At 71.1% G+C, this 19,965-nt stretch carries 20 protein-coding genes and 9 pseudogenes; 14 read left to right on the top strand and 15 right to left on the bottom strand.

Annotation, left to right across the window (positions count from 1 at the left end):
* Positions 1–649: 649 nt before the first annotated feature.
* The 3 genes from RBJ77_RS41020 to RBJ77_RS41010 all read right to left on the bottom strand — a co-directional run bounded on the left by RBJ77_RS41020 (position 650) and on the right by RBJ77_RS41010 (position 1,452).
* A complete protein-coding gene (locus RBJ77_RS41020; protein WP_372349626.1) occupies positions 650–958 on the bottom strand; it encodes an SDR family oxidoreductase in 309 nt (102 codons plus the stop codon).
* A complete protein-coding gene (locus RBJ77_RS41015; RefSeq protein WP_372349633.1) occupies positions 955–1,122 on the bottom strand; it encodes a hypothetical protein in 168 nt (55 codons plus the stop codon). Before RBJ77_RS41015 ends, RBJ77_RS41020 begins: the two co-directional genes overlap by 4 nt.
* Positions 1,123–1,266: 144 nt before the next feature.
* Entirely contained in the window at positions 1,267–1,452 is a 186-nt protein-coding gene (locus RBJ77_RS41010) for a hypothetical protein (RefSeq protein WP_372349625.1), read from the bottom strand.
* A 407-nt stretch (positions 1,453–1,859) separates the two neighbouring features.
* Between RBJ77_RS41010 and RBJ77_RS41005 the strand changes: the two genes are divergently transcribed.
* The gene (locus RBJ77_RS41005; RefSeq protein WP_372349624.1) at positions 1,860–2,096 is read left to right on the top strand and encodes a hypothetical protein; all 237 of its coding nucleotides are present in this window, start codon (positions 1,860–1,862) and stop codon (positions 2,094–2,096) included.
* A 278-nt stretch (positions 2,097–2,374) separates the two neighbouring features.
* A pseudogene (locus tag RBJ77_RS41000) lies at positions 2,375–3,695 on the top strand (FAD-dependent oxidoreductase).
* Between the two features lie 613 nt (positions 3,696–4,308).
* On the opposite strand, the gene RBJ77_RS40995 reads toward RBJ77_RS41000, so the two are convergent.
* On the bottom strand, positions 4,309–4,464 hold the full coding sequence (locus RBJ77_RS40995; RefSeq protein WP_372349623.1) for a hypothetical protein: 156 nt from the start codon (positions 4,462–4,464) through the stop codon (positions 4,309–4,311).
* Between RBJ77_RS40995 and RBJ77_RS40990 the strand changes: the two genes are divergently transcribed.
* Positions 4,463–4,828 carry a family 20 glycosylhydrolase gene (locus RBJ77_RS40990; RefSeq protein ID WP_372349622.1) on the top strand — a complete coding sequence of 122 codons (366 nt, stop codon included), beginning with the start codon at positions 4,463–4,465 and terminating at the stop codon, positions 4,826–4,828. The two genes, RBJ77_RS40995 and RBJ77_RS40990, sit on opposite strands and share 2 nt — an antisense overlap.
* Complete coding sequence (locus RBJ77_RS40985) at positions 4,825–5,445, top strand: hypothetical protein (RefSeq protein WP_372349621.1); 621 nt, start codon at positions 4,825–4,827, stop codon at positions 5,443–5,445. Before RBJ77_RS40990 ends, RBJ77_RS40985 begins: the two co-directional genes overlap by 4 nt.
* A gap of 136 nt (positions 5,446–5,581) precedes the next feature.
* Here RBJ77_RS40985 and RBJ77_RS40980 read toward each other — a convergent pair whose 3' ends face one another.
* Positions 5,582–5,806 carry a hypothetical protein gene (locus RBJ77_RS40980; RefSeq protein WP_372349620.1) on the bottom strand — a complete coding sequence of 75 codons (225 nt, stop codon included), beginning with the start codon at positions 5,804–5,806 and terminating at the stop codon, positions 5,582–5,584.
* Between the two features lie 322 nt (positions 5,807–6,128).
* Positions 6,129–7,622 (bottom strand): annotated as a pseudogene (locus RBJ77_RS40975) (regulator).
* A gap of 172 nt (positions 7,623–7,794) precedes the next feature.
* Here RBJ77_RS40975 and RBJ77_RS40970 point away from each other — a divergent pair.
* The 5 genes and pseudogenes from RBJ77_RS40970 (at position 7,795) to RBJ77_RS40950 (ending at position 11,308) form a co-directional block, all read left to right on the top strand.
* Positions 7,795–8,136, top strand: a complete 342-nt coding sequence (locus tag RBJ77_RS40970; RefSeq protein WP_372349619.1) for a hypothetical protein — start codon at positions 7,795–7,797, stop codon at positions 8,134–8,136.
* A gap of 61 nt (positions 8,137–8,197) precedes the next feature.
* A pseudogene (gene lipB, locus RBJ77_RS40965) lies at positions 8,198–9,042 on the top strand (lipoyl(octanoyl) transferase LipB).
* Between the two features lie 107 nt (positions 9,043–9,149).
* Positions 9,150–10,121 (top strand): annotated as a pseudogene (locus tag RBJ77_RS40960) (lipoyl synthase).
* Positions 10,122–10,381: 260 nt separating this feature from the next.
* Positions 10,382–10,580 (top strand): annotated as a pseudogene (locus tag RBJ77_RS40955) (hypothetical protein).
* 248 nt (positions 10,581–10,828) lie between these two features.
* A pseudogene (locus tag RBJ77_RS40950) lies at positions 10,829–11,308 on the top strand (DUF4191 family protein).
* A gap of 478 nt (positions 11,309–11,786) precedes the next feature.
* On the opposite strand, the pseudogene RBJ77_RS40945 reads toward RBJ77_RS40950, so the two are convergent.
* Positions 11,787–12,231 (bottom strand): annotated as a pseudogene (locus RBJ77_RS40945) (RDD family protein); the annotation flags it as partial.
* A gap of 207 nt (positions 12,232–12,438) precedes the next feature.
* Here RBJ77_RS40945 and RBJ77_RS40940 point away from each other — a divergent pair.
* The 4 genes and pseudogenes from RBJ77_RS40940 (at position 12,439) to RBJ77_RS40925 (ending at position 13,759) form a co-directional block, all read left to right on the top strand.
* Positions 12,439–12,696 carry a glutamine synthetase beta-grasp domain-containing protein gene (locus RBJ77_RS40940; protein ID WP_372349618.1) on the top strand — a complete coding sequence of 86 codons (258 nt, stop codon included), beginning with the start codon at positions 12,439–12,441 and terminating at the stop codon, positions 12,694–12,696.
* Positions 12,633–13,166, top strand: a pseudogene (locus RBJ77_RS40935) (type I glutamate--ammonia ligase); the annotation flags it as partial. The gene RBJ77_RS40940 and the pseudogene RBJ77_RS40935, both read left to right, overlap by 64 nt.
* A 70-nt stretch (positions 13,167–13,236) precedes the next feature.
* Positions 13,237–13,323, top strand: a pseudogene (locus tag RBJ77_RS40930) (hypothetical protein); the annotation flags it as partial.
* A 64-nt stretch (positions 13,324–13,387) separates the two neighbouring features.
* Positions 13,388–13,759: a hypothetical protein gene (locus RBJ77_RS40925; protein ID WP_372349617.1), complete on the top strand. Its 372-nt coding sequence runs from the start codon at positions 13,388–13,390 to the stop codon at positions 13,757–13,759.
* 95 nt (positions 13,760–13,854) lie between these two features.
* On the opposite strand, the gene RBJ77_RS40920 is transcribed toward RBJ77_RS40925, so the two are convergent.
* The 3 genes from RBJ77_RS40920 to RBJ77_RS40910 form a co-directional block, all read right to left on the bottom strand.
* Entirely contained in the window at positions 13,855–14,472 is a 618-nt protein-coding gene (locus tag RBJ77_RS40920; protein ID WP_372349632.1) for a site-specific integrase, read from the bottom strand.
* A gap of 123 nt (positions 14,473–14,595) precedes the next feature.
* Positions 14,596–14,841 carry a hypothetical protein gene (locus RBJ77_RS40915; protein ID WP_372349616.1) on the bottom strand — a complete coding sequence of 82 codons (246 nt, stop codon included), beginning with the start codon at positions 14,839–14,841 and terminating at the stop codon, positions 14,596–14,598.
* 1,320 nt (positions 14,842–16,161) lie between these two features.
* A complete protein-coding gene (locus tag RBJ77_RS40910) occupies positions 16,162–16,434 on the bottom strand; it encodes a hypothetical protein (protein ID WP_372349615.1) in 273 nt (90 codons plus the stop codon).
* Positions 16,435–16,471: 37 nt separating this feature from the next.
* Here RBJ77_RS40910 and RBJ77_RS40905 point away from each other — a divergent pair, with 37 nt between their 5' ends.
* Positions 16,472–16,696, top strand: a complete 225-nt coding sequence (locus RBJ77_RS40905) for a hypothetical protein (RefSeq protein WP_372349614.1) — start codon at positions 16,472–16,474, stop codon at positions 16,694–16,696.
* A gap of 116 nt (positions 16,697–16,812) precedes the next feature.
* Here the strand turns inward: RBJ77_RS40905 and RBJ77_RS40900 are convergent, their stop codons facing one another.
* From RBJ77_RS40900 to RBJ77_RS40880, 5 genes are all read right to left on the bottom strand, one after another.
* Positions 16,813–17,097, bottom strand: a complete 285-nt coding sequence (locus RBJ77_RS40900) for a hypothetical protein (protein WP_372349613.1) — start codon at positions 17,095–17,097, stop codon at positions 16,813–16,815.
* 295 nt (positions 17,098–17,392) lie between these two features.
* Positions 17,393–17,629 (bottom strand): hypothetical protein, encoded by a 237-nt coding sequence (locus tag RBJ77_RS40895; RefSeq protein WP_372349612.1) that lies wholly within the window; start codon positions 17,627–17,629, stop codon positions 17,393–17,395.
* A 459-nt stretch (positions 17,630–18,088) separates the two neighbouring features.
* Positions 18,089–18,946, bottom strand: a complete 858-nt coding sequence (locus RBJ77_RS40890) for a DUF927 domain-containing protein (RefSeq protein ID WP_372349611.1) — start codon at positions 18,944–18,946, stop codon at positions 18,089–18,091.
* The gene (locus RBJ77_RS40885) at positions 18,913–19,104 is read right to left on the bottom strand and encodes a hypothetical protein (RefSeq protein WP_372349610.1); all 192 of its coding nucleotides are present in this window, start codon (positions 19,102–19,104) and stop codon (positions 18,913–18,915) included. The genes RBJ77_RS40890 and RBJ77_RS40885 overlap by 34 nt, the downstream gene beginning before the upstream one ends.
* Positions 19,105–19,200: 96 nt before the next feature.
* Positions 19,201–19,782: a bifunctional DNA primase/polymerase gene (locus RBJ77_RS40880; protein ID WP_372349609.1), complete on the bottom strand. Its 582-nt coding sequence runs from the start codon at positions 19,780–19,782 to the stop codon at positions 19,201–19,203.
* Positions 19,783–19,965 lie beyond the last annotated feature (183 nt).

Genomic DNA, 19,965 nt, shown 5'->3' with positions numbered 1-19,965 from the left:
CGTGTACTTCGTTCGGTTAGTTGGGTGTTTAACCGCGTTTTCGCATTTATCGTGAAACGCTTTCGCGCGTTTTCGTGCGCCGCTTCCACGGACACCTGGATCGCGCCTGCCGCATCGCCAGCTCGTGGTGGAGGGACTCGGTCAGCGCGAGGTGCCGGGAACTCGGTGACGCTGTAGGGCGCCATCAGCGAGCTGGGGAAAGAGTCCGCCGACGGACGAGACCTGGAGGATCCAGCCGGGCGTGCCCTGCGCGAGCATGCGGCACGAAGGCCCGCAGCACGTTCACGTATCCGCCGATGTTGACGCGGGCGCCGCGTCCCAGCGGTCGGCGGGGGATCTCCAGGACCAGCCCATGGCCATGATCCGGCGTTGTTGACCAGCATGTCGACGGTGCCGAAGCGGGCCGCGGCGCTCGGCGAGCGCCTCGACGGACGCCGGGTCGGCGACGTCGCGTACGACGTCTGCCCTCGGCGCCCTCCGCGCGCAGTTCGTGGGCCACGGCGGCGAGCCGGTCCGCCGCGATGTCGGCGAGGACCAGCTTCATGCCGAGCGCGAGGCGGCGTGCCGGGCGAACCCGGCGCCGATCCCCGCCGACGCACCGGTGATGACGGCGACGCGTGCCGGAAGTCCGCGGGTTCTGCGGCGGCGCTCACATGTGGCTCCCGCCGTCGATGCGGACCTCGGTGCCGGTGATGAAGTAGCCGTCGTGCGACGCCAGCATGGCGACCACGGCGGCGACCGTCGACGCCCGCGAAGTTGAAGTCGCCGTGTGGCCGACCTGGAGCATCGGCGCGGTCGCTGGAACAGCGTCATAATGGCGTCGGCGGGCAGGCCGGGACCGGCCGACTGCTTGACGCTGGCCGGAGCCGTCCGTCATGCCGGAGGAGATCGAGCCGGGCTGCACGGCGGTGAAGCGGATGCCGCGCTTGCTGAACTCCATGGCGAGGGCGTGCGTCATGGACTGGATGCCGCCCGCGGATGCCGCGTAGAGCTCGCCATGTAGGGGTGGGCGAAGTTCTGCGCGGTGGACGAGAAGTTGACGACCGCCGGTTCCTGGCCGTCCAGCAGCGCCGGTATGGACTCGCGGATCATCAGGAACGTGCCGACGAGGTTGACCTGGATGACCTGGTCGAAGTCGGCGAGCGTGGTCTGCTCGGTGTGCGAGGGCGCAGGATGCCGGCCGCGCGTTCACCAGCACGTCGAGCCCGCCCAGCGCCTGGACGGCGGTGGCGACGCCGGCGCGGTACGGACGTTCGTCGGCGACGTTCACCACGACGGTGGTGAGGCGCTCGGCAGCGGCGCCCTCTGCACGGTGTCCTGGAGCCCGGCCTCGCTGACGTCGGCGGCGACGACCGTGCCGCCCTCCTCCAGCAGACGCAGGACGGTGGCTCTGGCCGATGCCGGATCCGCCGCCGGTGATCGGCGCGCGCGGCGGCCTTCGTAGCGGTTCATGTCGACTCTCGGGATGCGGTGGTGCGGCGTTGCACGGCGTTCACCGTACGCCTATGTGGCACGTTTTGCCATAACGGCTCTACGTGCCACTTTCTTCCCGCTGCGGCTACTCTTCGTCGCGTGAACTCCGTGGACCGACCTCTCTCATGACCGAGCGCCGCAAGTCGCGACCCAGCTCGACATCGCGCGCCGCGGCAGACTGTTCGCCGACAAGGGCTGACGGGACGACGGCCGAGGAGATCGCGGGGCCGCGCCGGTGTCGCGCTGCGCACCTTCTACCGGGTACTTCCGCAACAGGCAGGACGCGGTGGGCCGCTGCTCGCCTCCGGCGCCGACCGGTGGCGCGCGCTGCTCGACAGGGACGCCGCCGGGCACCCCCGCTGCGGGAGGCGCTGGAGGCGGCGGCCGTGGCCTCGCTCTCGGAGCCCGGCGAGGCGGCGGCGAGGGGCTGCGCTGGACGCGCGGGCTGCTCCGTGCGGCGCAGGACGATCCCGGCGCTGCGGGCCGTCTGGTACCGGGTCAACCAGGAGTCCGAGGAGCAGCTGCTGCCGGTGGTGACGCGGCTGGCCCCGCCGGGGACGGACGAGCTCGGGCTCCGGCTGACGGCGGCCCGCGGCGACCGACGCGATCGGGTGTCTCCTTGAGGTGTGGGCGACGACGGACGAGGCGTCCCGGTCGACCTCGTGATCCGCGCCCTCGGGAGTGGCCCGGCGTCCGCGCGCTGAGGCGCCCGCGCCGGAGCCGCACGCCGGGACCGCCCGCACCGGCGGGGCGCATCCCGCGGAGGCGCGTGCGCCGGTGCGGCCGCCGCGCGGGCGCTCACCGGACCCACACCTACCCTCGGCCCGAACTCACGTATTCCGGAGCCGGGTTGGGGGCATGAGGCCTCCAGCCGTCAGCCGCCAACCGCCGGAGGCATCACGTGCATGCGGACGTCGTCATCGTCGGGGGCCGGGTCGCGGGACCATCCGGCCGCGCAGCACCTGACCAGGGCGGGGGCCCAGGTCCTGGTCCTGGAGGCCGCCGGAGGCATCGGCGGCACATGTCCACCGAGAAGGTCGACGGGTTCCGGCTCGACCGGATCGGTCAGCTGCTCAGCACCTCGTACCCCCGGACTGCGCCGCACCCCGGGCCTCGACACGGGCTCGTCCTGCGCCCCTTTCTCCCCGGTGTGCTGGTGACGCGAGCCGGGCACCCACCGGGCCCGGGGAGCCGGCCGGGCCCCGGCGCACAAGGGGCGCACTCAGTGCCGCACGCGCCCTTGCGAGCGCTCCCCGGACGGCGCGCGCGGCCGCCCCCCGCTCGGCGGCCCGCTCGACCACGCCCGGCTCGGCGCGGCGCTGGCCCGGCTCGCGGCGACCCCGCCCGCCCGGCTGCTCGCCCGGCCCGAACTGCCCGTCGGCCGCGCCCTGGCCGCCCGCGGCCTGCCGCCGAGGGTGCTGCACGGGTCCGTCCGCCCGCTGCTCTCGGCGCTGCTCTGCGATCCGGACCTGACCACGTCCAGCCGGTGCGCCGACCTCGCTGCACGCGTAGCGCGACGGGCCGCCTCGCGTGCCCGAGGGCGCGACGCGCCGCCCGAGCAGCTGGCGAGCACCCTGCCGCCCGGCACCGTACGGACCGGCGTCCGTCACCGCCGTCGCCGCGAACTCCGTCACCACCGCCGAGCACGGCAGGGCCGCCTGCCGCGCCGTGCTGCTGGCGACCGACGCGGTCGCCGCGCAGCCGGGCTGCTGCCCGGTCTGCGCGTGCCCGCCTTCCACGAGGTCACGGTGGTGCACCACGCCGTGCCCGAGCCGCCGCTCGCCGAGCCCGCGCTGCTGCTCGACGCGGACCGGCCGGGTCCCGTCGCGCACACTCCGTGATCAGCCAGGTCGACCCGACGCGCGCCCCCGCGGGGCGCGCCCTCGTGTCGTCGACCGTGCTCGGGCGCCGCCGCCGAGCACGAGCTGCGCTCCCAGCTCAGCCGCGCCCCTACGGCACGTCGACGAGCGGCTGGGAGGCCCTCGCCGTGCACCACGACCCGCGCGCCGTCCCGCGATGCCCGCGCCGCACGACCCGCGCCGGCCCGTCCGGCTGCTCGACGGGCTGGCTACGTGTGCGGGGACCACCGGGACACCAGCACCGTGCAGGGCGCCCTGCACTCGGGGCGGCGCGCGGCGCGTGCGGTCCTCACCGACCTCGGCCTGCCGGAGGCCGAGCTGCCGCAGGTCTCGCGGGACACGCGGGTGGGCGAGGCGGCCTGATCGCGCCTTTGCACCCCCGAGGCTTACATCGGATCTATCATCCCCAGACGCGCCTCGTCCCCGTGGAACCGATCCGGGGCGGGCGCCCCCATGCGGCCACCCTTGTCACGCCCGCAACTCGCCTCTACGGTCACCTGAGTCAGCCCTCAGGAGGTCATCGCCGTGCGAAGACGAGTCCGTGAACGCGCACCGGGTCTCTGTTCCGCTCCTCCTCACCCTGCTCTCCTGATCGCCGGATTCATCGGAGCTGTACGTCGGACGTGTCGCCCGCATCGGCCGCCGCCGCGGAGCCGGCGCCGCCGGTGCCCGTGATCCCCGCCCCACCGACTGGACGTCCCTCGACGGCACGGTCGCCCTCACGCCCGGCACCCGGATCCTGGTGGACCCGACGAGCCGCGACCGGCTGGACCGGCCCCGCGGGCCGCGCCGAGTTCCCGCCCGCCCACCGCACGACGGGCCAACTGCGCCACCCAGCTCCGCTGCGAGATCGAGGCAGTCAGCGGCCGTCTCGCGCCGCGCATCGCGAGCGACACCGCGCACGCCGGCCCCGGCGACATCGTCCTCGCCCTGCGCGACGACACCCGGCTCGGCGCGGAGGGCTACGCGTTCGATTTCAGCTGCGAGCCGGCCCGGTCCGCATCCGGGCGGCCTCCACCACGGCCTCTTCTACGGCACCCGCACCCTGCTCCAGCTGCTGCGCGCCACCGACCCGGACGGCCGCCGCACGCTCGGGCCCGCGCCACCGACGTCCCGCCCAGTCGGTCCGCATGGTCCACCTGGACGCGGGCCGCAAGTACTGGACGATCCCGTACCTGAAGAACCTGATCCGCAGGATGGGCGACCAGAAGCTGAACACGCTGCTCATGCACCTGTCGGAGTCGGAGGGCTTCCGCCTCTTCAGCCCGAGGTTCCCGGGCCTGGCCGACCCGGCGCACAGCTACGACCGGGCCGACATCGAGGAGCTCAAGGCGTTCGCGGCCCGCCACCACGTGCAGCTGATGCCCGGCCTGGAGCTCCCGGCCACGCGACGGCCGTCAGCGAGACGTTCGGCATCGGCTTCGGGTCGGGGCCCGACCCGTGCACCGCCGCCCACACCCACTCCCCCCTCACGCCCGACTGGATCATCGACATGACCAGCCAGAAGGCGGTCGAGAAGACGAAGGAGATCGTCGCCGAGTTCGCGGACTGGTTCGACGCGCCCCTGTTCTCGATCGGCGCGAGGAGGTGCCGGGCCAGCTGGCCGACCGCCCGCGGGTCAAGAACCACCTGCGCGTCGTCACCGGACGTCTCGACGCTCGGCGACCCGCTGAACCGCTACATCAACACCCTTGACGACGTGGTGACTTCACACGGGAAGCGCACCGCGGTCTACAACGGCTCCGAGCATCTGACGGCGCCCCGGCAGCAGGTGCACGCCCCGGTCGTCTTCCTGACCTGGGAGGGCCACGGCGGCGCCGAGCCGCAGATTCCCGGCCACGACGAGATCGCCATCGGCCCGTTCTACGTCACCCCGAACAACTACCACCACCTCTACCCCGACCAGTCGTGGATGTACGACGACTGGCAGCCGAGCGCGGCCGCCGACATGCTCGGCTCGGGCCTGCCGAACTGGGCCGACTACAACCTCTGGGCCGAGGACGGGTACTCGCAGCAGCAGATGGCGGGCGCCCGCGCGATCCTCGCCGACCGCGCCTGGAACCGGACGCCCACCCCGACGCGCTCGCCGGCTTCCGGTCCCGCGCCACCCTGATCGGCGACCCGCCCGGCATCACCCCGCCGCCGTCCCGGCCGCGCGTGGACGACGGCCGCCCGAGCCACCGCGTGGACCTTCGACGACGCCCCGTACCCGAAGGCTGGACGTGGGCGGGCTCCCCCGGCAACACGCTCTACGCCCGGGACGTCGCCGGTGACCTGTCCGGCAGCTCGTACATCATCAACAACCCGACGCCCGTCCCCGACGGCGCCGGCGGCCAGGCGTGGCAGTTCGACTCGGACCGACGGTGGGCCTCGGCGGTCTCGACGTGGCCGAACCGTGGACGGTCTCGGTCCGTGCGGCCCACGGCGCGCACGGCGGACCAGGTCCTGCTGAGCTCGGCGGCGGGCGCGCTCAAGCTCCAGCAGCTACGGCACCGGCGAGGTCGGCCTCACCCGCTACGGCAGGGCCGACCACTCACTTCGGCCACGCTGCCGCTCGACCGGTGGACGCGGCCGACGTGGGTGGCGACCGAGGGGCACACCACGCTGTACGCGGACGGGAGCGTCGGCGCGATCGACGCGTCGATCCCCCTCCCCCTCAGGTCCGTCGGCACCGAGAAGGCGTCCCTGCGCGGCGACCTGGACGACCTGACCACCTGGGACGACGCGCTGAGCCCGCGCGGGCCGTGGCCGGCCTCGGGTGACCCGGCGGGGCCGGTGCCGCGGGCACCGGCCCCGTCAGCCCAGCGCGGCGACCTTCTCCCGGTACCCGCGCACGGGCCCCGCGTCGCGGTACGGCTCGGGCGCCGCTCGAACTCCCGCACGTACTCGTGGGCCCGCACCTGACCGCATGTCCGCGGCTGCGTTGCGCGCGGCCTCGCGCCCAGGGCGCAGGCCGAGTCCAGCTCGCCGAGCCGAGCCGCGCGGAGGCCAGCACGACCCGGCAGAACAGCCGGCTGCGCGCGAAGCCCGGCGCCCGCAGCCGCAGCGACCGCTCGGCGCTCTGCGCCGCCGCCCGGTACTGCTGCAAGTCGCGGTAGCTGTGCCCGAACTCGTCCTGCAACTGCGCCTCGTCGAAGAACCGCGCCCAGTGCGGCACGTCGTCCCCGGACCGCCCCGCCTCCAGCGCCCGCTCCGCCCGCACGAGCGACGCCGTGCAGGCCCGCACCTCGCCGAGCACCCCGTGCCCGCGCGCCTCCACGGCGTGCAGCAGCGCCTGCACCACGGGCGGCGCCGACGCCCCGACGCCCTGCTGCGCGACCCGCGCCAGCTGCACCGCCTCCCGCCCGTGCGCCGAGGTGAGACGGCCTGCCGGCTCATGGTGAGCGAGCACGTACGAGCCGTACATCCGGTCGCCCGCGGCCTGCGACAGACGCAGCGCCTGCACGAAGTAGCGCTGGGCGAGGCCGTGCGCCGCGATGTCGTACGAGGTCCAGCCCGCGCAGCCGGGTGAGGTCGGCGACGGCGCCGAAGAGGCGCCGGCCGGTCTGCTCCGCCGTACGCTGCCGCGCAGCATCGGCTCGGCCTCGTGCTCCAGGTAGCGGACGAGCGCCTGCCGGGCGTGGCCGCCGCCGCACGCGTGGTCGAGCGCGCGGAGCAGCTCGCCGACGGAGCGCAGTGGGCGGCGATGTCGCCGGGGGTCACCCGGTGGCCGGGGCCGCGCTCGGTCTGGCGCGCGCTGCCGGGGCACGGCGGGGCGGCCCTGCACGGGGACGCGGGGCGCTGCTCGCCCCTGGTGACCCGGTCGTCGGCGCGGCCGATCAGCGTCGCGGCTGGGTACGACGAGCCCGGCCGGGGTGAAGGCGATCTTGCGGAGTTCGGCGTGGCTGCCGGAGTCCTTGCGCCACAGGCCGCTGACGATGTCGACGGCCTCTCCGGCGATCCGGCGAACTCCAGGCCCGCGTAGACGGGCGCGCAGGCGTCGAGCCCGAGGTCCTGGGCGGACAGGCGCGCGGCCGAGGCGCCGGGTGAACACCTCGGCGATCAGCGCGGGTGTCGTGCCGCGCGCGGCTGCTGCTCCGCGCAGCCATCTGGTGCACCGATGTCTTGTCGTAACGCAGGTCAAGACCGTGTTCGAGCTCCTAGCTGGTCGACGCGGCGCGCGAGCCCCGCGTTGGAGAAACCCGCCTCCGCGATGAGCGCGGCGAGCTGGCGGTTCGGGTTGCGCTGCGGAGGTCGTTCGTCGTCAGCTGTGCGGTCTCTCTGCCTTCCGGGCCGGGGTGCAGCCCTCATGGACACGGCGCGAATGTAGCGGCGATGTCCCGCCCGCCAAGAGCCTTCGCGGCGCCTTCATCCGATCGTGTGACGAACCGCCGGGTGGGTGGACAGCCGGCGGCGGTCCACGGCCCTCGTCCGCGGGCATACGATGCGTGTGCGCTACACCTGGAAGGTTGAAGGTTTCCCCGTGCCTCACATCGTCATCGACTACACCGACGGCCTCGACGGCACGGTCGACGTACCCGCCCTGGTGGCGGAGCTCCACCCGCTGGTCGTCGACCGCGTGGCCCTCGGTCGGGGTGGGCAAGACGCTCGCGCGCCCTCGGCGACGACTGTGGACGGGGTCGCGGCCCCGTTCGTGCACGTCTCGGTCGAGGTGCTCCCGGCCGCCCGGCGGCGGTCAAGGCCGCGCTCTCCGAAGACGTACTGGCGCTCCTGGAGAAGCACTCTGTCGCCGGTCGCGGGCGTGACGTACTCGGTCGAGGTGCGTGATCTGGACCCCTCGTACCGCCTCTACCCGACGCATTGAGCCGCCGTACAGTGGTTCGGGGCGCGATGTGTGCACGGTGAAGTTCTAGGAGGCGCTGGCCGTGAGTGAGTTCCGGTTCGTCCGCATGGGGTTCGGTGCGGACATGGTCGAGAGTACCAGGTCGCCTGGGACGAGCAGCGCCGGGTGCACGCCGCCCGTTTCGCCGACGAGATCCCCGACACCTGCCTGCTCCTGGAGCAGCCCGCCGGTCTACACCGCGGCCGTCGCACCGCTCCCGAGTGAGCTGCCCGCTGGACGGCACGGTCATCGACGTGTGGGACCGCGGCGGCAAGACATCACCTGGCACGGTCCCGGCCAGCTCGTCGGCTACCCGATCCAGAAGCTGCCGCGCCCCGTGGACGTGGTCAGCGCGCACCTGCGCCGCCTCGAGGACGCGCGATGATCGCGGTCTGCGCCGAGTTCGGCGCATCGAGTGCCGCGCGCGTCGAGGGCCGGGCGGGCGTCTGGGTCCTCGGCGACCATTGAGCGGCGCACGGCCCGCAGAGAACACAGCGGACCGTCACTCGACTCTCAACCCGCGCCTGAGCAGCGAGGACGAGGAGTTCGACCACCGCCTCGTCGGCCCCGAGTACGCGCCGCCGCCGAACGCGGCCAGCGCCACGAGGACCGCAAGATACCTGCGCCATGCGGCATCCGCGTCGCCAAGGGCGTCACGATGCACGGCTTCGCGCTGAACGTGAACCCGGACACCTCTCGAACTGCGACAAGATCATCCCGTGCGGCATCCGCGACGCGGGCGTCACCTCGCTCTCGCACGAGCTCGGCCGCGAGGTCAGCCGATGGACGAGGTGCTGCCCGTGGCCGAGAGGCATCTGCAGACGGTCCTGGGGAACGCTGGACCTCAAGCCGCGCGTCGTCGAGAGCGCGGCGACGGCGTCCGCCTGACCTGGTCCCGAATGCACCCCGATGGCCAGAGGTTGGCCATCCGTCAGGCCATGAACATACGGGCGTACCCTGATGTACGCCGAGGAATCAGCTTTAGGGAGCCGGTCGTGCCCGCAGTCGCACCCGACGGACGCAAGATGCTGCGCCTGGAGGTCCGTAACGCCCAGACCCCCATCGAGCGCAAGCCCGAGTGGATCAAGACCCGGGCGAAAATGGGCCCCGAGTACACGAAGATGCAGAACCTCGTGAAGTCCGAGGACCTGCGCACGGTCTGCCAGGAAGCGGGCTGTCCCAACATCCACGAGTGCTGGGAGGACCGCGAGGCCACGTTCCTCATCGGCGGTGACCAGTGCACGCGCCGCTGCGACTCCCGCTGCCAGATCGACACCGGCAAGCCCGAGGCCCTCGACCGCGACGAGCCCCGCCGGGTCGGCGAGTCCGTCGTCACTGATGGACCTGAACTACGCCACGATCACCGGCGTCGCGCGCGACGAGCCTGGAGGACGGCGGCGCCTGGCTGCACGCGGAGACGGTCCGCCAGATCCACGCCCAGATCCGCCGAGCGCGCCGAGGGCCGCACCAAGGTCGAGCTCCTCGCTGACTTCAACAAGCGGTGCCCGAGCAGCTGGCCGAGGTCTTCTCCTCGCGCCCCGAGGTCTTCGCGCACAACGTCGAGACGGTCCCGCGCATCTTCAAGCGGATCCGCCCCGGCTTCCGCTACGACCGCTCGCTCAAGGTCATCACCGAGGCCCGCGAGTACGGCCTCGTGACGAAGTCGAACCTGATCCTCGGCATGGGCGAGACCCGCGAAGAGGTCTCCGAGGCGCTGCGCCAGCTGCACGAGGCCGGCTGCGAGCTGATCACCATCACGCAGTACCTGCGCCCGTCCGTGCGGCACCACCCCGTGGAGCGCTGGGTCAAGCCGAACGAGTTCGTGGAGCTGAAGGACGAGGCCGAGCAGATCGGCTTCTCCGGCGTCATCGTCGGGCCCGCTGGTCCGCTCCTCGTACCGGGCCGGCCGGCTCTACCAGATGGCGATCGAGAAGCGCGGCGCGTACGTCGCGTCGCAGGCGGTCTGAGCGTCCGGCGAACCCGGGCCGTGTGAATTCACGCACAAGTGGCTACTGATCGGTAGTGGCCGGTAAGACGCGGCCCCGGCCGTCCCCGCAGCTGAGAGGGACCGTCAGGGCCGCGTCAGTGTTCGAGGCGCGAGCGTCAAGGCTTCATTGGTGTTTGACCGTCCGGTCACGCCCTGGTAACACCAATCAGTGACCCTGAAATCGCTCGCTCGTGCACCCCTAGCCAAAGCCGAGACCCGTCTCTGAGGGGGACCTCAACCATGCAGGCCGCGCCCGTACGCGCCACCGCGATCCCGACGTTCACCGACGCCCTGCGCGTCGTCGAGTCACTGCTGCATGAGCAGTGGCCAGCGCACCGCTCGCCGCAACGCCTGGACCTCCGTGCTGGAGGACCGCCGCCGCGCCAAGGACCGGGTCGAGGCGCAGCGCGTCCTCGAATCCGTCGCAGCCCGGGGCTGATGCCGCTTCTGCGGCCACGTAGACTTCAGGCATGGCGAGGAAGGAACCTGCAGCGGACGCTGCGAATCCAGGGCGACTCAAGCAGATCGCTCTGACCTACAAGATGACCCGCAAGGCCGATTCGAAGATCGGGCTCTTGTACTCGCGGCTGTGGGAATCGTCGCCTTCGGTGTCTTCCTCGCGATCGGCTTCTTGATCGGTCACCCGGTCTATCTCGAATTCTCGGCTTCCTGCTCGCCTTCCTCGCGATGGCGATCGTCTTCGGACGCCGTGCCGAGCGAGCGGCCTTCGGGCAGATGGAGGGCCAGCCCGGCGCGGCTGCCGCGGTGCTCGACAACATCGGGCGCGGCTGACGACGACCCCGCGGTCGCGATGAACCGCAGCCAGGACGTCGTGCACCGCGCGGTCGGCAGAGGCCGGCATCGTGCTCGTCGCCGAGGGCAACCCGAACCGCGAAGTCGCTGCTGGCGGCCGAGAAGAAGAAGATGGCCCGCATCGTGGCCGACGTGCCGGTGCACGACATCCTCGTCGGCAACGGCGAGGACCAGGTACCGCTGAAGAAGCTCCGCACCACGATGCTGAAGCTGCCCCGCGTGCTGGGCGGTCCGCAGGTCACCGCGACCAACGACCGGCTGCGGGCGATGGGCGACCTGATGTCGAACATGCCGTTGCCGAAGGGGCCCATGCCGAAGGGGATGCGGATGCCCAAGCGCGGCAAGATGCGGTGACGCTGCCGCCAGCCTACGGCTGCGAAGGGCGCTCCGGGACATGGTCCCGGAGCGCCCTTCCGTCTTTCGGCTGCGGGTCCGGTGGGGGCTGGCCGCGCGGTTTCCGTTATCGGCTGCGGGCCGGTGGGGCTCGTCGCGCAGTTCCGCGCGCCCCTGGAGGTGCGCACTGCGTGCGCCATCTCAGGGGCGCCGTGGTGAAGGCGCCGTCATGTAGGCGCGCCTCTCAAGGGGCGCTCCGATGGGGCTGCGGCGAAGCCGCATGCCCCAGGGGCGCGGGCGGGAACTGCGCGAGAAGCCCCACGCACCCGCAGACGCAGTCGCCTTTCAGGGCGCGGGGAACTGCGCGACCAGCTCCCCACCGGCCCTGCGGACCGCGGCGAGAGACCAGCCCGGCAGACGCAGTCGGTATTCAGGGGCGCGGGGAACTGCGCGGCCGAGGCCCCACCGCCCGGGCCCGCACCCGAAGGCGGTCAGATGCGACCTCGACCGACTTCGCGAGGCTGGTCGTGGAGCCGCGGCCGTCACGGTCCCAGATCGAGCGCGGGCACGGCCACACAGAGCAGCAGCGTCCGACGACGACCCGGCCGATGCCCAGCCGCCCCCACCTCCGAGACGACCCGCAACCCGCAACAGCTGCCGCTTGCCCGGCGTGCAACCGATCGTCCCTGACCGTGAGCACCCCCAGAGCGAAGAAGATCAGCAGCGCCCAGTTCCCGGTCGCCTGGTCGTAGCCGTGCGTGATCAGGCCGTATCGCGATCAGCATGCACAGCGCCCAGCCGACGAAGAGGGCGCCGATGCGCCGCCCGGGACGGGCGATGGAACCGGGCCCGTGCTCGGGCAGACCGAGCTGCTCCCGCTGGTATCCGAAGTCCGCGCCCGACTGTTCCAAGGCCTCGCGGGGCCCGGACAGCCACGATCCCATTGCTTCCCTAGCTGTCCACGCATCAACGGTACTGCGCGCCGGGCGGAGGCAGGCTCCGGCCCCGCTCCGGCTAACTTCGGCGAAACAAATGGGTCATGCTTGAGAAATCCCGTCTGCCTATGGTCGGGTCCAGCGTGTGCCACCGCACTGGCCGCACGACCGAGCTGCAACCCCGCCCCTCCCTGGGTGGGAGTAGGAGTGAGTTGGATGTTCCAGAACGCCGATGACGCCAAGAAGTTCATCGCGGACGAGGACGTCAAGCTCGTCGACGTACGGTTCTGCGACCTGCCGGGTGTGATGCAGCACTTCACGGTGCCGGCTGCGGCGTTCGACCCGACCGAGGAGCTCGCCTTCGACGGCTCGTCGATCCGCGTGCTTTGCAGGCCATCCACGAGTCCGACATGGCGCTGCGCGCGGACCTCTCCACCGCCCGCGTGGACCCCTTCCGCCGCGACAAGACGCTGAACGTCAACTTCTTCATCCACGACCCGATCACGGGCGAGCAGTACCCCCGTGACCCGCGCAACGTGGCTAAGAAGGCCGAGGCGTACCTCGCCTCCACCGGCATCGCCGACACCGCGTACTTCGGCCCCGAGGCCGAGTTCTATCGTCTTCGACTCGGTGCGCTTCGAGACCTCCGCCAACCAGCTCGATCTACGAGATCGACTCCGAGGCGGGCGCCTGGAACACCGGTGCGGTCGAGAACAACCGCGGTGACAGGTCCGCTACAGGGCGGCTACTTCCCGGCCCCGCCGGTCGACCACTTCGCCGACCTGCGCGCCGAGATCTCCCTGAGCTGGACGAAGAACGGCCTGCAGGTCGAGCGCCAGCACCACGAGGTGGGCACCGCCGGCCAGGCCGAGATCAACTACAAGTTCAACACGCTGCTGGCCGCGGCCGACGACCTGATGCTCTTCAAGTACATCGTGAAGAACGTCGCCTGGCGCAACGGCAAGACCGCGACCTTCATGCCGAAGCCGATCTTCGGCAGACAACGGCTCGGGCATGCACGTCCACCAGTCCCTGTGGGCCGGCGGCGAGCCGCTCTCTCTACGACGAGCAGGGCTACGCGGGCCTCTCGGACATGGCGCGCTACTCTACATCGGCGGCATCCTGAAGCACGCCCCGTCTGCTGCTCGCCTTCACCAACCCGACGGTGAACTCGTACCACCGCCTGGTCCCGGGCTTCGAGGCCCCGGTCAACATGGTCTACTCGCAGCGCAACCGCTCCGCGGCCATGCGCATCCCGATCACGGGCTCGAACCCGAAGGCCAAGCGCGTCGAGTTCCGCGCGCCGGACCCGTCCTCGAACCCGTACCTCGCCTTCTCCGCGCTCCTCATGGCGGGCCTGGACGGCGTCAAGAACAAGATCGAGCCGGCCGAGCCGATCGACAAGGACCTCTACGAGCTGGCTCCCGAGGAGCACGCCAGCGTCCTAGCAGGTCCCGACCTGCGCTCGCGGTCCTCGACGCCCTGGAGGCGGACAACGAGTACCTGCAGGCCGGCGGCGTCTTCACGTCCGACCTGATCGAGACGTGGATCGACTACAAGCGCACGAACGAGATCGCGATCCAGCTGCGCCCGCACCCGCACGAGTTCGAGCTGTACTTCGACATCTAAAGATCAACAGGCTCTGAGCTGGACGGACCCTGTGCGGACTCTTCTACAGTCCGCACAGGGTCCGCAGTGTTTTTCGATCAAGGGGCCCATGGCGCGCTCCACAGCGGTCCGGGTCGACTGGTCTGCGTCGGGCCAGAGGTGACTGTACGTGTTCAAGGTCGTCGTCGCCTTCGAGTGCCGTAGCCGCTGCTGGACGACCTTCACGTCCGCGCCCGACGCGATCAGCATGCTCGCGTAGTAGTGGCGAAGGTCATGGAACCGGAAGTCGGGCGAGAGTCCGGGCACCTGCTTGCGGATCCGGCAGTATGTGCCACGCTCGACCTTCCACGGGCCCAGCTGCGCGCTGCCGTCGTCATCCACCAGGACCCAGCCGCTCGTGCGTCCGTCGAGCAGTCGCTTGAGCTCACCAGCGAACGTGTGCGGAATCGGTACGGCCGCCACGCTCGACTCAGTCTTCAGCGGCTCGGCCGGGTACTGGACCGTCGGCGTAACCGCCATCGCGTCGAGGTCGACGTCGGCCAGGCGCAGCCCACACGCTTCCGCCGTGCGCAGGCCGGCGAATGCCCCCAGCAGAATCGCGGGACGGTACTTCTCCTCGGCCGCCTCGTACAGCTTCCACAGCTGTGCATCCGTACAGACGTAAGCGACGCTGCTTCCCGGTCCCTGGCGACGTCTCCCGAGAGCACGGATTGGCCGCCAGCTTCTTCTGCCCGCACCGCGGCGCGCATCACCTGCGACAGACGGCTATGCAGGGCGAAGCGATGCGACTGCGCCACGCCCTCTCGGAGCAGGCGGGCCATCCACTCTCTTGACCGCCATCTCGTCGACGGCCATCAGAGGGAGCGGGCCGAACTCCTCACGGATCTGCGCCAGGTGCACCTTGGCCTGTCGAACCGTGGAATCCCGCTTGGCGTAGGACTCGATCCACAGATCGCACCATGCGTCGACCGTGAGCTTGCGGTCCTTCGGGTCGATGTAGGTGTTGGTCACCAGCGCGGCCGTGACCTCGTCGAGCCAGCGCTCGGCGTCGACCTTCCGCGCGAAGTGCCGCGCATGTTCCTTGCCCGCCAGGTCGCGATACCGGGCCTCGCCACTTGCCGTTCGGCCTCTTCTTGATGCTCTTGCTTGCCACTCCGTGCTCCTCTCAGAACGGGGTTCGTCACGCTTGCACGCCTCCGCTCGAGAGCGCGGGCGTTTGCGGTGATCTGTACGGCAGCCACGCGGAGCGCGAGCCGCTGCCGCCGCTCGCGACTCAACCAGCCCGGAAAGAGCGCGAGATGTCCGTCAACGCAGTGGCGTCACCATGTCGGCGTGCGTCACGCACGTCTTAGGGCAGATCGTCGGGTCGTCGTTCACCCGCAGGGCGAACTCGGCGCACACCCACGCCATAGGGGCCGGCCGGGACCGAGCTGCCGCCCGTAGCCGCTCGAGCCCCGCACGATGCCTTGTTCGGCCTGCCAGTCCTGGCACTCGTGCTGCCAGGCACGCCAGACGGACATCAGACGCGCACCACACGTCTCCCGGATGATCCCTCAGCGACTGCAGAGCCGTCTCGGCGATACTCCTCTCCGGGGCGAACTCCCGCAGGTGCGCGGGCGGTTCATCTGCGGTCTGGGCACGCTCCCGACGCTTCACGCGACTGACCCCCGATCCCGTAGGAGCGGCGGGCCGCACCGCGACGCTGGGGACGCTCGTGCCTCGTCGTCGGGGAGCCGCGAAAGCGAGGCCAGCATGCGGGCGTAGTTCCGCGACTGCCGCCGGTGCTCCGTGATCCATGGGGCGGCGTCACCTCGTCGCCCTGGCGCCCGTCACCGTGAGCCCTCCGGTCGCGGCCTGGGACGCCAGCCTGTCGAGCAGGTCGATGGAGCGGCAGGCCTGGAGCAAGAGCAGCTGCCCAGTGTACCTCCAGTTCGAACCGGTCCGCGACCGACGACCACAGACGCCGGCCCGACTCGGCGAGTCCTTCCGGGATCTCATGCATCCCAACCTCCTGTGTAACGGCAAAGCCTGCTCTGACCTGGGCTTTCCCCATGGTGGGGATGAGCCGGTATCTCGATCGGCGCCCGATCGGTCCTGCGTTTCCGCAGGTCAGGGGCGCCATAGCTTTTCAGGTCCCGTGCACGGCGAGGTGCTAACGAGCCCGAGTCCCGAGATCCGGATGATCTTGAGGGGTCCCCAGGGTGATCATCCGATCGGTGCGGCAGACGCCGGCCCGCACGGCGCCGACGTCTGCCGCTGACGACCACGCGGGAGGAGTCCGCTGTCGTCTCTCGCGCGCCTGCCCCGTGCAGGTAGGCGCGAGCCGTCTCGTCAGTACCTGGCGCGGAGCCAGGCTTCGGGGTCGGCGGCGGCGGGTGTGCCGCCTACCTGCACGGTGGGCTCGAGGTGGTGCACCGACACCCTCTGCCTGCCCTGCGGCCCTGGTGAGCGCGGCGGCGCGACGAGGAGGCCGGCGTTGACGGGGCCGAGGGTGCGGCCGTCGACGTGCAGCTCGTCGCTGCGGCCCATGCCTGCGTTGGTCCAGCCGAGTCCGGCGTGCGCGTCGTCGGGTGTGCTGCCCTGCGGTACGCGGGCGCGGCGCATGGCTGCCGTGGCTTGGGCGATGAGCTGCTGCCGTCCCGTGCAGGCTGCGATGAGCCTCGGCTGCGGCGTCCCCGATGCGGCGCATGCAGTCGAGGGCCTGGTCGGCGTTGCTGGCCTGGTCGAGGATCTGTGCCTTGAGGAGCTCCAGCTGCTCGATGCGCTCGGCGTCGGCCAGGGCTTGGGCGTGCTGGCCTGCGTGCTGCACGGTCAGCTTGGCGTGCTCGACGGCCCGGGACCGCGTTGCCGAGCTGCTCGGCGGTGACGCTGCCGGGTCCGTGGTCGAGGATCTGCGCCTTGAGCTGGTCGAGTTCGGCGGTTGCTGCGGTGAGCTGGTTCTCAGCGTCGGTGAGCGTGACGGTCTTGGTCACTGGCTGCTCCTCAGGCTGCGGGCGGGACGTCGGCGGTCGGCGGCTCTGCGGCGGCCTCGGGGTCCACGGGCTTGTTGTCGGAGGGCTGGTTGAAGAAGTTGGCGGCGGCCTGGTCGATGCGGCGGGCGGCGTCGAGGGCTTCCTCGCCGTTGTGGCCGGCGTCGAGCGCGGCGACGAACGCGATGACGCTCGGCGCCTGTCCGTTCATCAACGCCTGCAGATAGGCGGGGTCCTGGCGGGCGCGCCTCTTCTCGGTGTCGCGGTCGCGCAGTTCACGGATCGGGTCCTGGGGCATGGTCAGCTTCCTTACGGTACGTAGTGAAGTCGGGGCGAGCGGCAGATATTTGGGCTCTCTTGAAAGCCCATGTGCGTACCCTGACGCAGGGGGTGTTTCGTGCGCTCTGATCTGCGGCGATGCTCTATCGCGTGGGGGTACGCAGTCGTGCGTACCCCTTGGCCGCGACCTCGGGTACGCAGCCGTGCGTACCCCTGGCGCATCGGGGTTGACCTGGGGCGTTGCCCCTAACGGAGGGGGGTACGCACTCTGGCCGGAGAGAGGGAGGTTTTTCCTGTACGGCAGGGAGGCCATGTCACTCTCCGTCTTCATCGTCGGGTGCGGCGAACACGTCGGGCGTGAAGACGTAGAGGCGGACCTGGGTGCCGCTCATCTTCTTCTTGGCGAGGTAGGGGGGCCGGTAGGCGGGGTTCTCGACGAGTACGCCCGCCTCCCGCCAACTGGGGATGACGGATTCCAGCTCGTAACCGGCCCTGCTCAGTGCTTCCTTGAGCTTCTGCGCCAGCAGTCCGACCGACGGGACGCCGTCCACGCTGAGCTCACGGCCGATCCATCCGAAGGACGGAGCGTCGCAGCCGACGCCCGGCGACCACACAGGGCACGCCGGTTGGAAGCGACGTACTCCCGGACGACGTCGAGCGCCATCTGCGCCTCGGTTGTCCGTCTGGTCGGCGACCGCGAACAGTCGTTCCCAGACGGACATAGGCGGCGCCGGGAAGGGGACGACTCCATTCGTTGCCGACCTCCGCAGCGAGGGCGAGAGCCGCCACGAGGGCGCCCGTCGGGCGGCCATATCGCTGTCGTACCGGTGAGCCTCCGTCAGTTCCTTGTGGCGGGCGACCAGGCGACGCTTCCCGTCCCCTGCCGTGGCCTCGAGGAGCTTCTCGACGAACCGGGGTCCGGCGGTGCCGTAGTGCTCGGCGCAGCCGTCCCTGTACCTCGACGGCCGCCGTGGCGGACTCGGGCCCGGCCGTACCGAACGGTGCTTCCTTCACGGTGAGGACGCGGGCGCCGGCGCCCTGGTCGGTCGTGAAGGTGAGGACGGACTGTTCCCGGTCGAGATCATGATGGTTCGCCACGGGAGGCCGGACGGCCAGCCACCGCCGCGGGCCTGCCCGTGGTTCTTCGGGATGGAGTACAGCAGGGCGTGCACCATCTCCGGGTCGCGCACGAGCTTGGTCTCGTCGAACACGACGGGCAGGCCGTTGACGAGGTTCAGGCGCTTCTCGGCGGCGAGCATCGTGGTTCGCCACGAGTACATGCCGTCCGCCTTCTCGCTGGGGTCTGCCCACGCGCTCATGCCCGCGCCGGCCGCCGTGGTCTTCCCGCGTGTCGACCGCCCGCTGATGTCGACCGTGAAGGAGTTGACGCCGACGAGTTCCAGCAGCGGGGCGGCCAGGGAGGCGTACAGCGCCATCTGCGCGGCGGGGTACGCCTCCATCAGCTTCACCGCGGCCTGCCAGCCCTCGAACGTTCCTGCGGGGGCGTGCGCGGCCAGGGCGTGGGCTTCTGCTCGTCGAACTTGACCTCGACGCGGTGCGGGGTGTCCTGCGCCGTGACGAACGTGCCGTCCTTCTGCCAGCCCAACTGTCGGGCCAGGTGGACGCGCGGGATCTTGCCCTGGTTGATGGACTCGAACGCGCGCGAGGTAGCGCTCGGCGAGCTTGGCGTCGGCCTCGATGACGGGCAGGCCGGCATCGCCGAGGGTCGCGACCAGGATGCGGCCACGACGCACGATGGAGCGCTGCACGGTCCGGGTGACGACCTGGCCGCGGTCGATCCACGCCAGTTCGACGGCCTGGTCACCAGCAGGGTCTACGTACACGGCCTTGATGACCAGGGTGCCCACGCCACGCGGACGTCAACGAAGGTGTCCTTGGCGACCTGCTTTTCGACCCACACACCGCTGTAGCTGATCTTGTATCCGGTGGGCCTGCGAACGCCCTCGGGTACGAGACGGTTGTCCGTCCATTCCTCGGTGGCCTGCTCGGTCGCCTCCTCGCTCATGCGGCCGCCCCCCGCCCCGCTGAGGCGACGGTGCGGGCAGCTTCGCCTGCGCCGAGACCGATCCGGACCGCCGCCTCGATCAGCGCACCCTCGACGTCAGCAGCGGCGATATGCCCGTCCCTCACGTGCTCCCATCGCTTTCGCTGCCGCCCAGTACAGGCGGTCATTGCGGTTACCTTCGGTGGAGTTGAGGACGACGTTCAGCAGCCCAGTCGAGGGCCCGCCCCGCAGCGCCGGGCGTGGTTGTGTGACGACGCTGGGGGCGGGCCGGTGCCGGCGCGGGCAGCATGAGCTTGAGCAGCTGCTCGGGGATCGGCTCGGGGTCGATGAAGCCGAGCTTGGGGTGCAGAACGTACTCGCCTGTACGGCCGATGGAGCCGGGGCCGACGAGAGGTAGCCGCGGGAGCTGCGGACGTCGATACCGGGCCCGACGCGTCCGACCGAGTTGGGTACGAGGGTGCCGCCCGGTACGGCGAGCCACAGATGGAAGCCACCGGACGGTGTGGTGACGGTCGTCGTGCGCGGCACCGCGAAGCCGTGCCGGTTGGACAGGTTGTTCAGCGTGGCCACGCCATCGACGACGCCCTTCCTATCGAGGTCGAGGCCGACGAGCCGAGTCCCGCAGCGGATGCCGTAGCCGACCGCCTTCGGGGCCTGGTCGAACAGCCAGCGGACCAACTCGGGGTCGCTGGTGGCGTCGCCGACACTCGCAGCCCCGAGCGCCGCACTGGCGCATGCCGGGACAGCTGTGCCCCTTCTCGTGCGGGGACTTGATGATGGGCGTCTTGTTGATGGAGAGCGGGAAGACTTCGTATCCCCACTCGATGGCCGTCAGTGCGGCCGTGAGCGCGTTCTCGTGGT

It is taken from the genome of Streptomyces sp. KL116D (assembly GCF_030766975.1).
Classification (GTDB): Bacteria; Actinomycetota; Actinomycetes; order Streptomycetales; family Streptomycetaceae; genus Streptomyces; species Streptomyces longispororuber_A.
This window is presented reverse-complemented; position numbering and strand designations above follow the sequence as displayed.

Coding starts and splice junctions, on each gene's coding strand:
- RBJ77_RS41020 (WP_372349626.1), bottom strand. CDS start 958: ATGACGCACGCCCTCGCCATGGAGTTCAGCAAGCGCGGCATCCGCTTC.
- RBJ77_RS41010 (WP_372349625.1), bottom strand. CDS start 1,452: ATGAACCGCTACGAAGGCCGCCGCGCGCGCCGATCACCGGCGGCGGAT.
- RBJ77_RS40990 (WP_372349622.1), top strand. CDS start 4,463: ATGGTCCACCTGGACGCGGGCCGCAAGTACTGGACGATCCCGTACCTG.
- RBJ77_RS40995 (WP_372349623.1), bottom strand. CDS start 4,464: ATGCGGACCGACTGGGCGGGACGTCGGTGGCGCGGGCCCGAGCGTGCG.
- RBJ77_RS40985 (WP_372349621.1), top strand. CDS start 4,825: ATGACCAGCCAGAAGGCGGTCGAGAAGACGAAGGAGATCGTCGCCGAG.
- RBJ77_RS40940 (WP_372349618.1), top strand. CDS start 12,439: ATGTTCCAGAACGCCGATGACGCCAAGAAGTTCATCGCGGACGAGGAC.
- RBJ77_RS40910 (WP_372349615.1), bottom strand. CDS start 16,434: ATGCGCCGCGCCCGCGTACCGCAGGGCAGCACACCCGACGACGCGCAC.
- RBJ77_RS40900 (WP_372349613.1), bottom strand. CDS start 17,097: ATGCCCCAGGACCCGATCCGTGAACTGCGCGACCGCGACACCGAGAAG.
- RBJ77_RS40885 (WP_372349610.1), bottom strand. CDS start 19,104: ATGAGCGAGGAGGCGACCGAGCAGGCCACCGAGGAATGGACGGACAAC.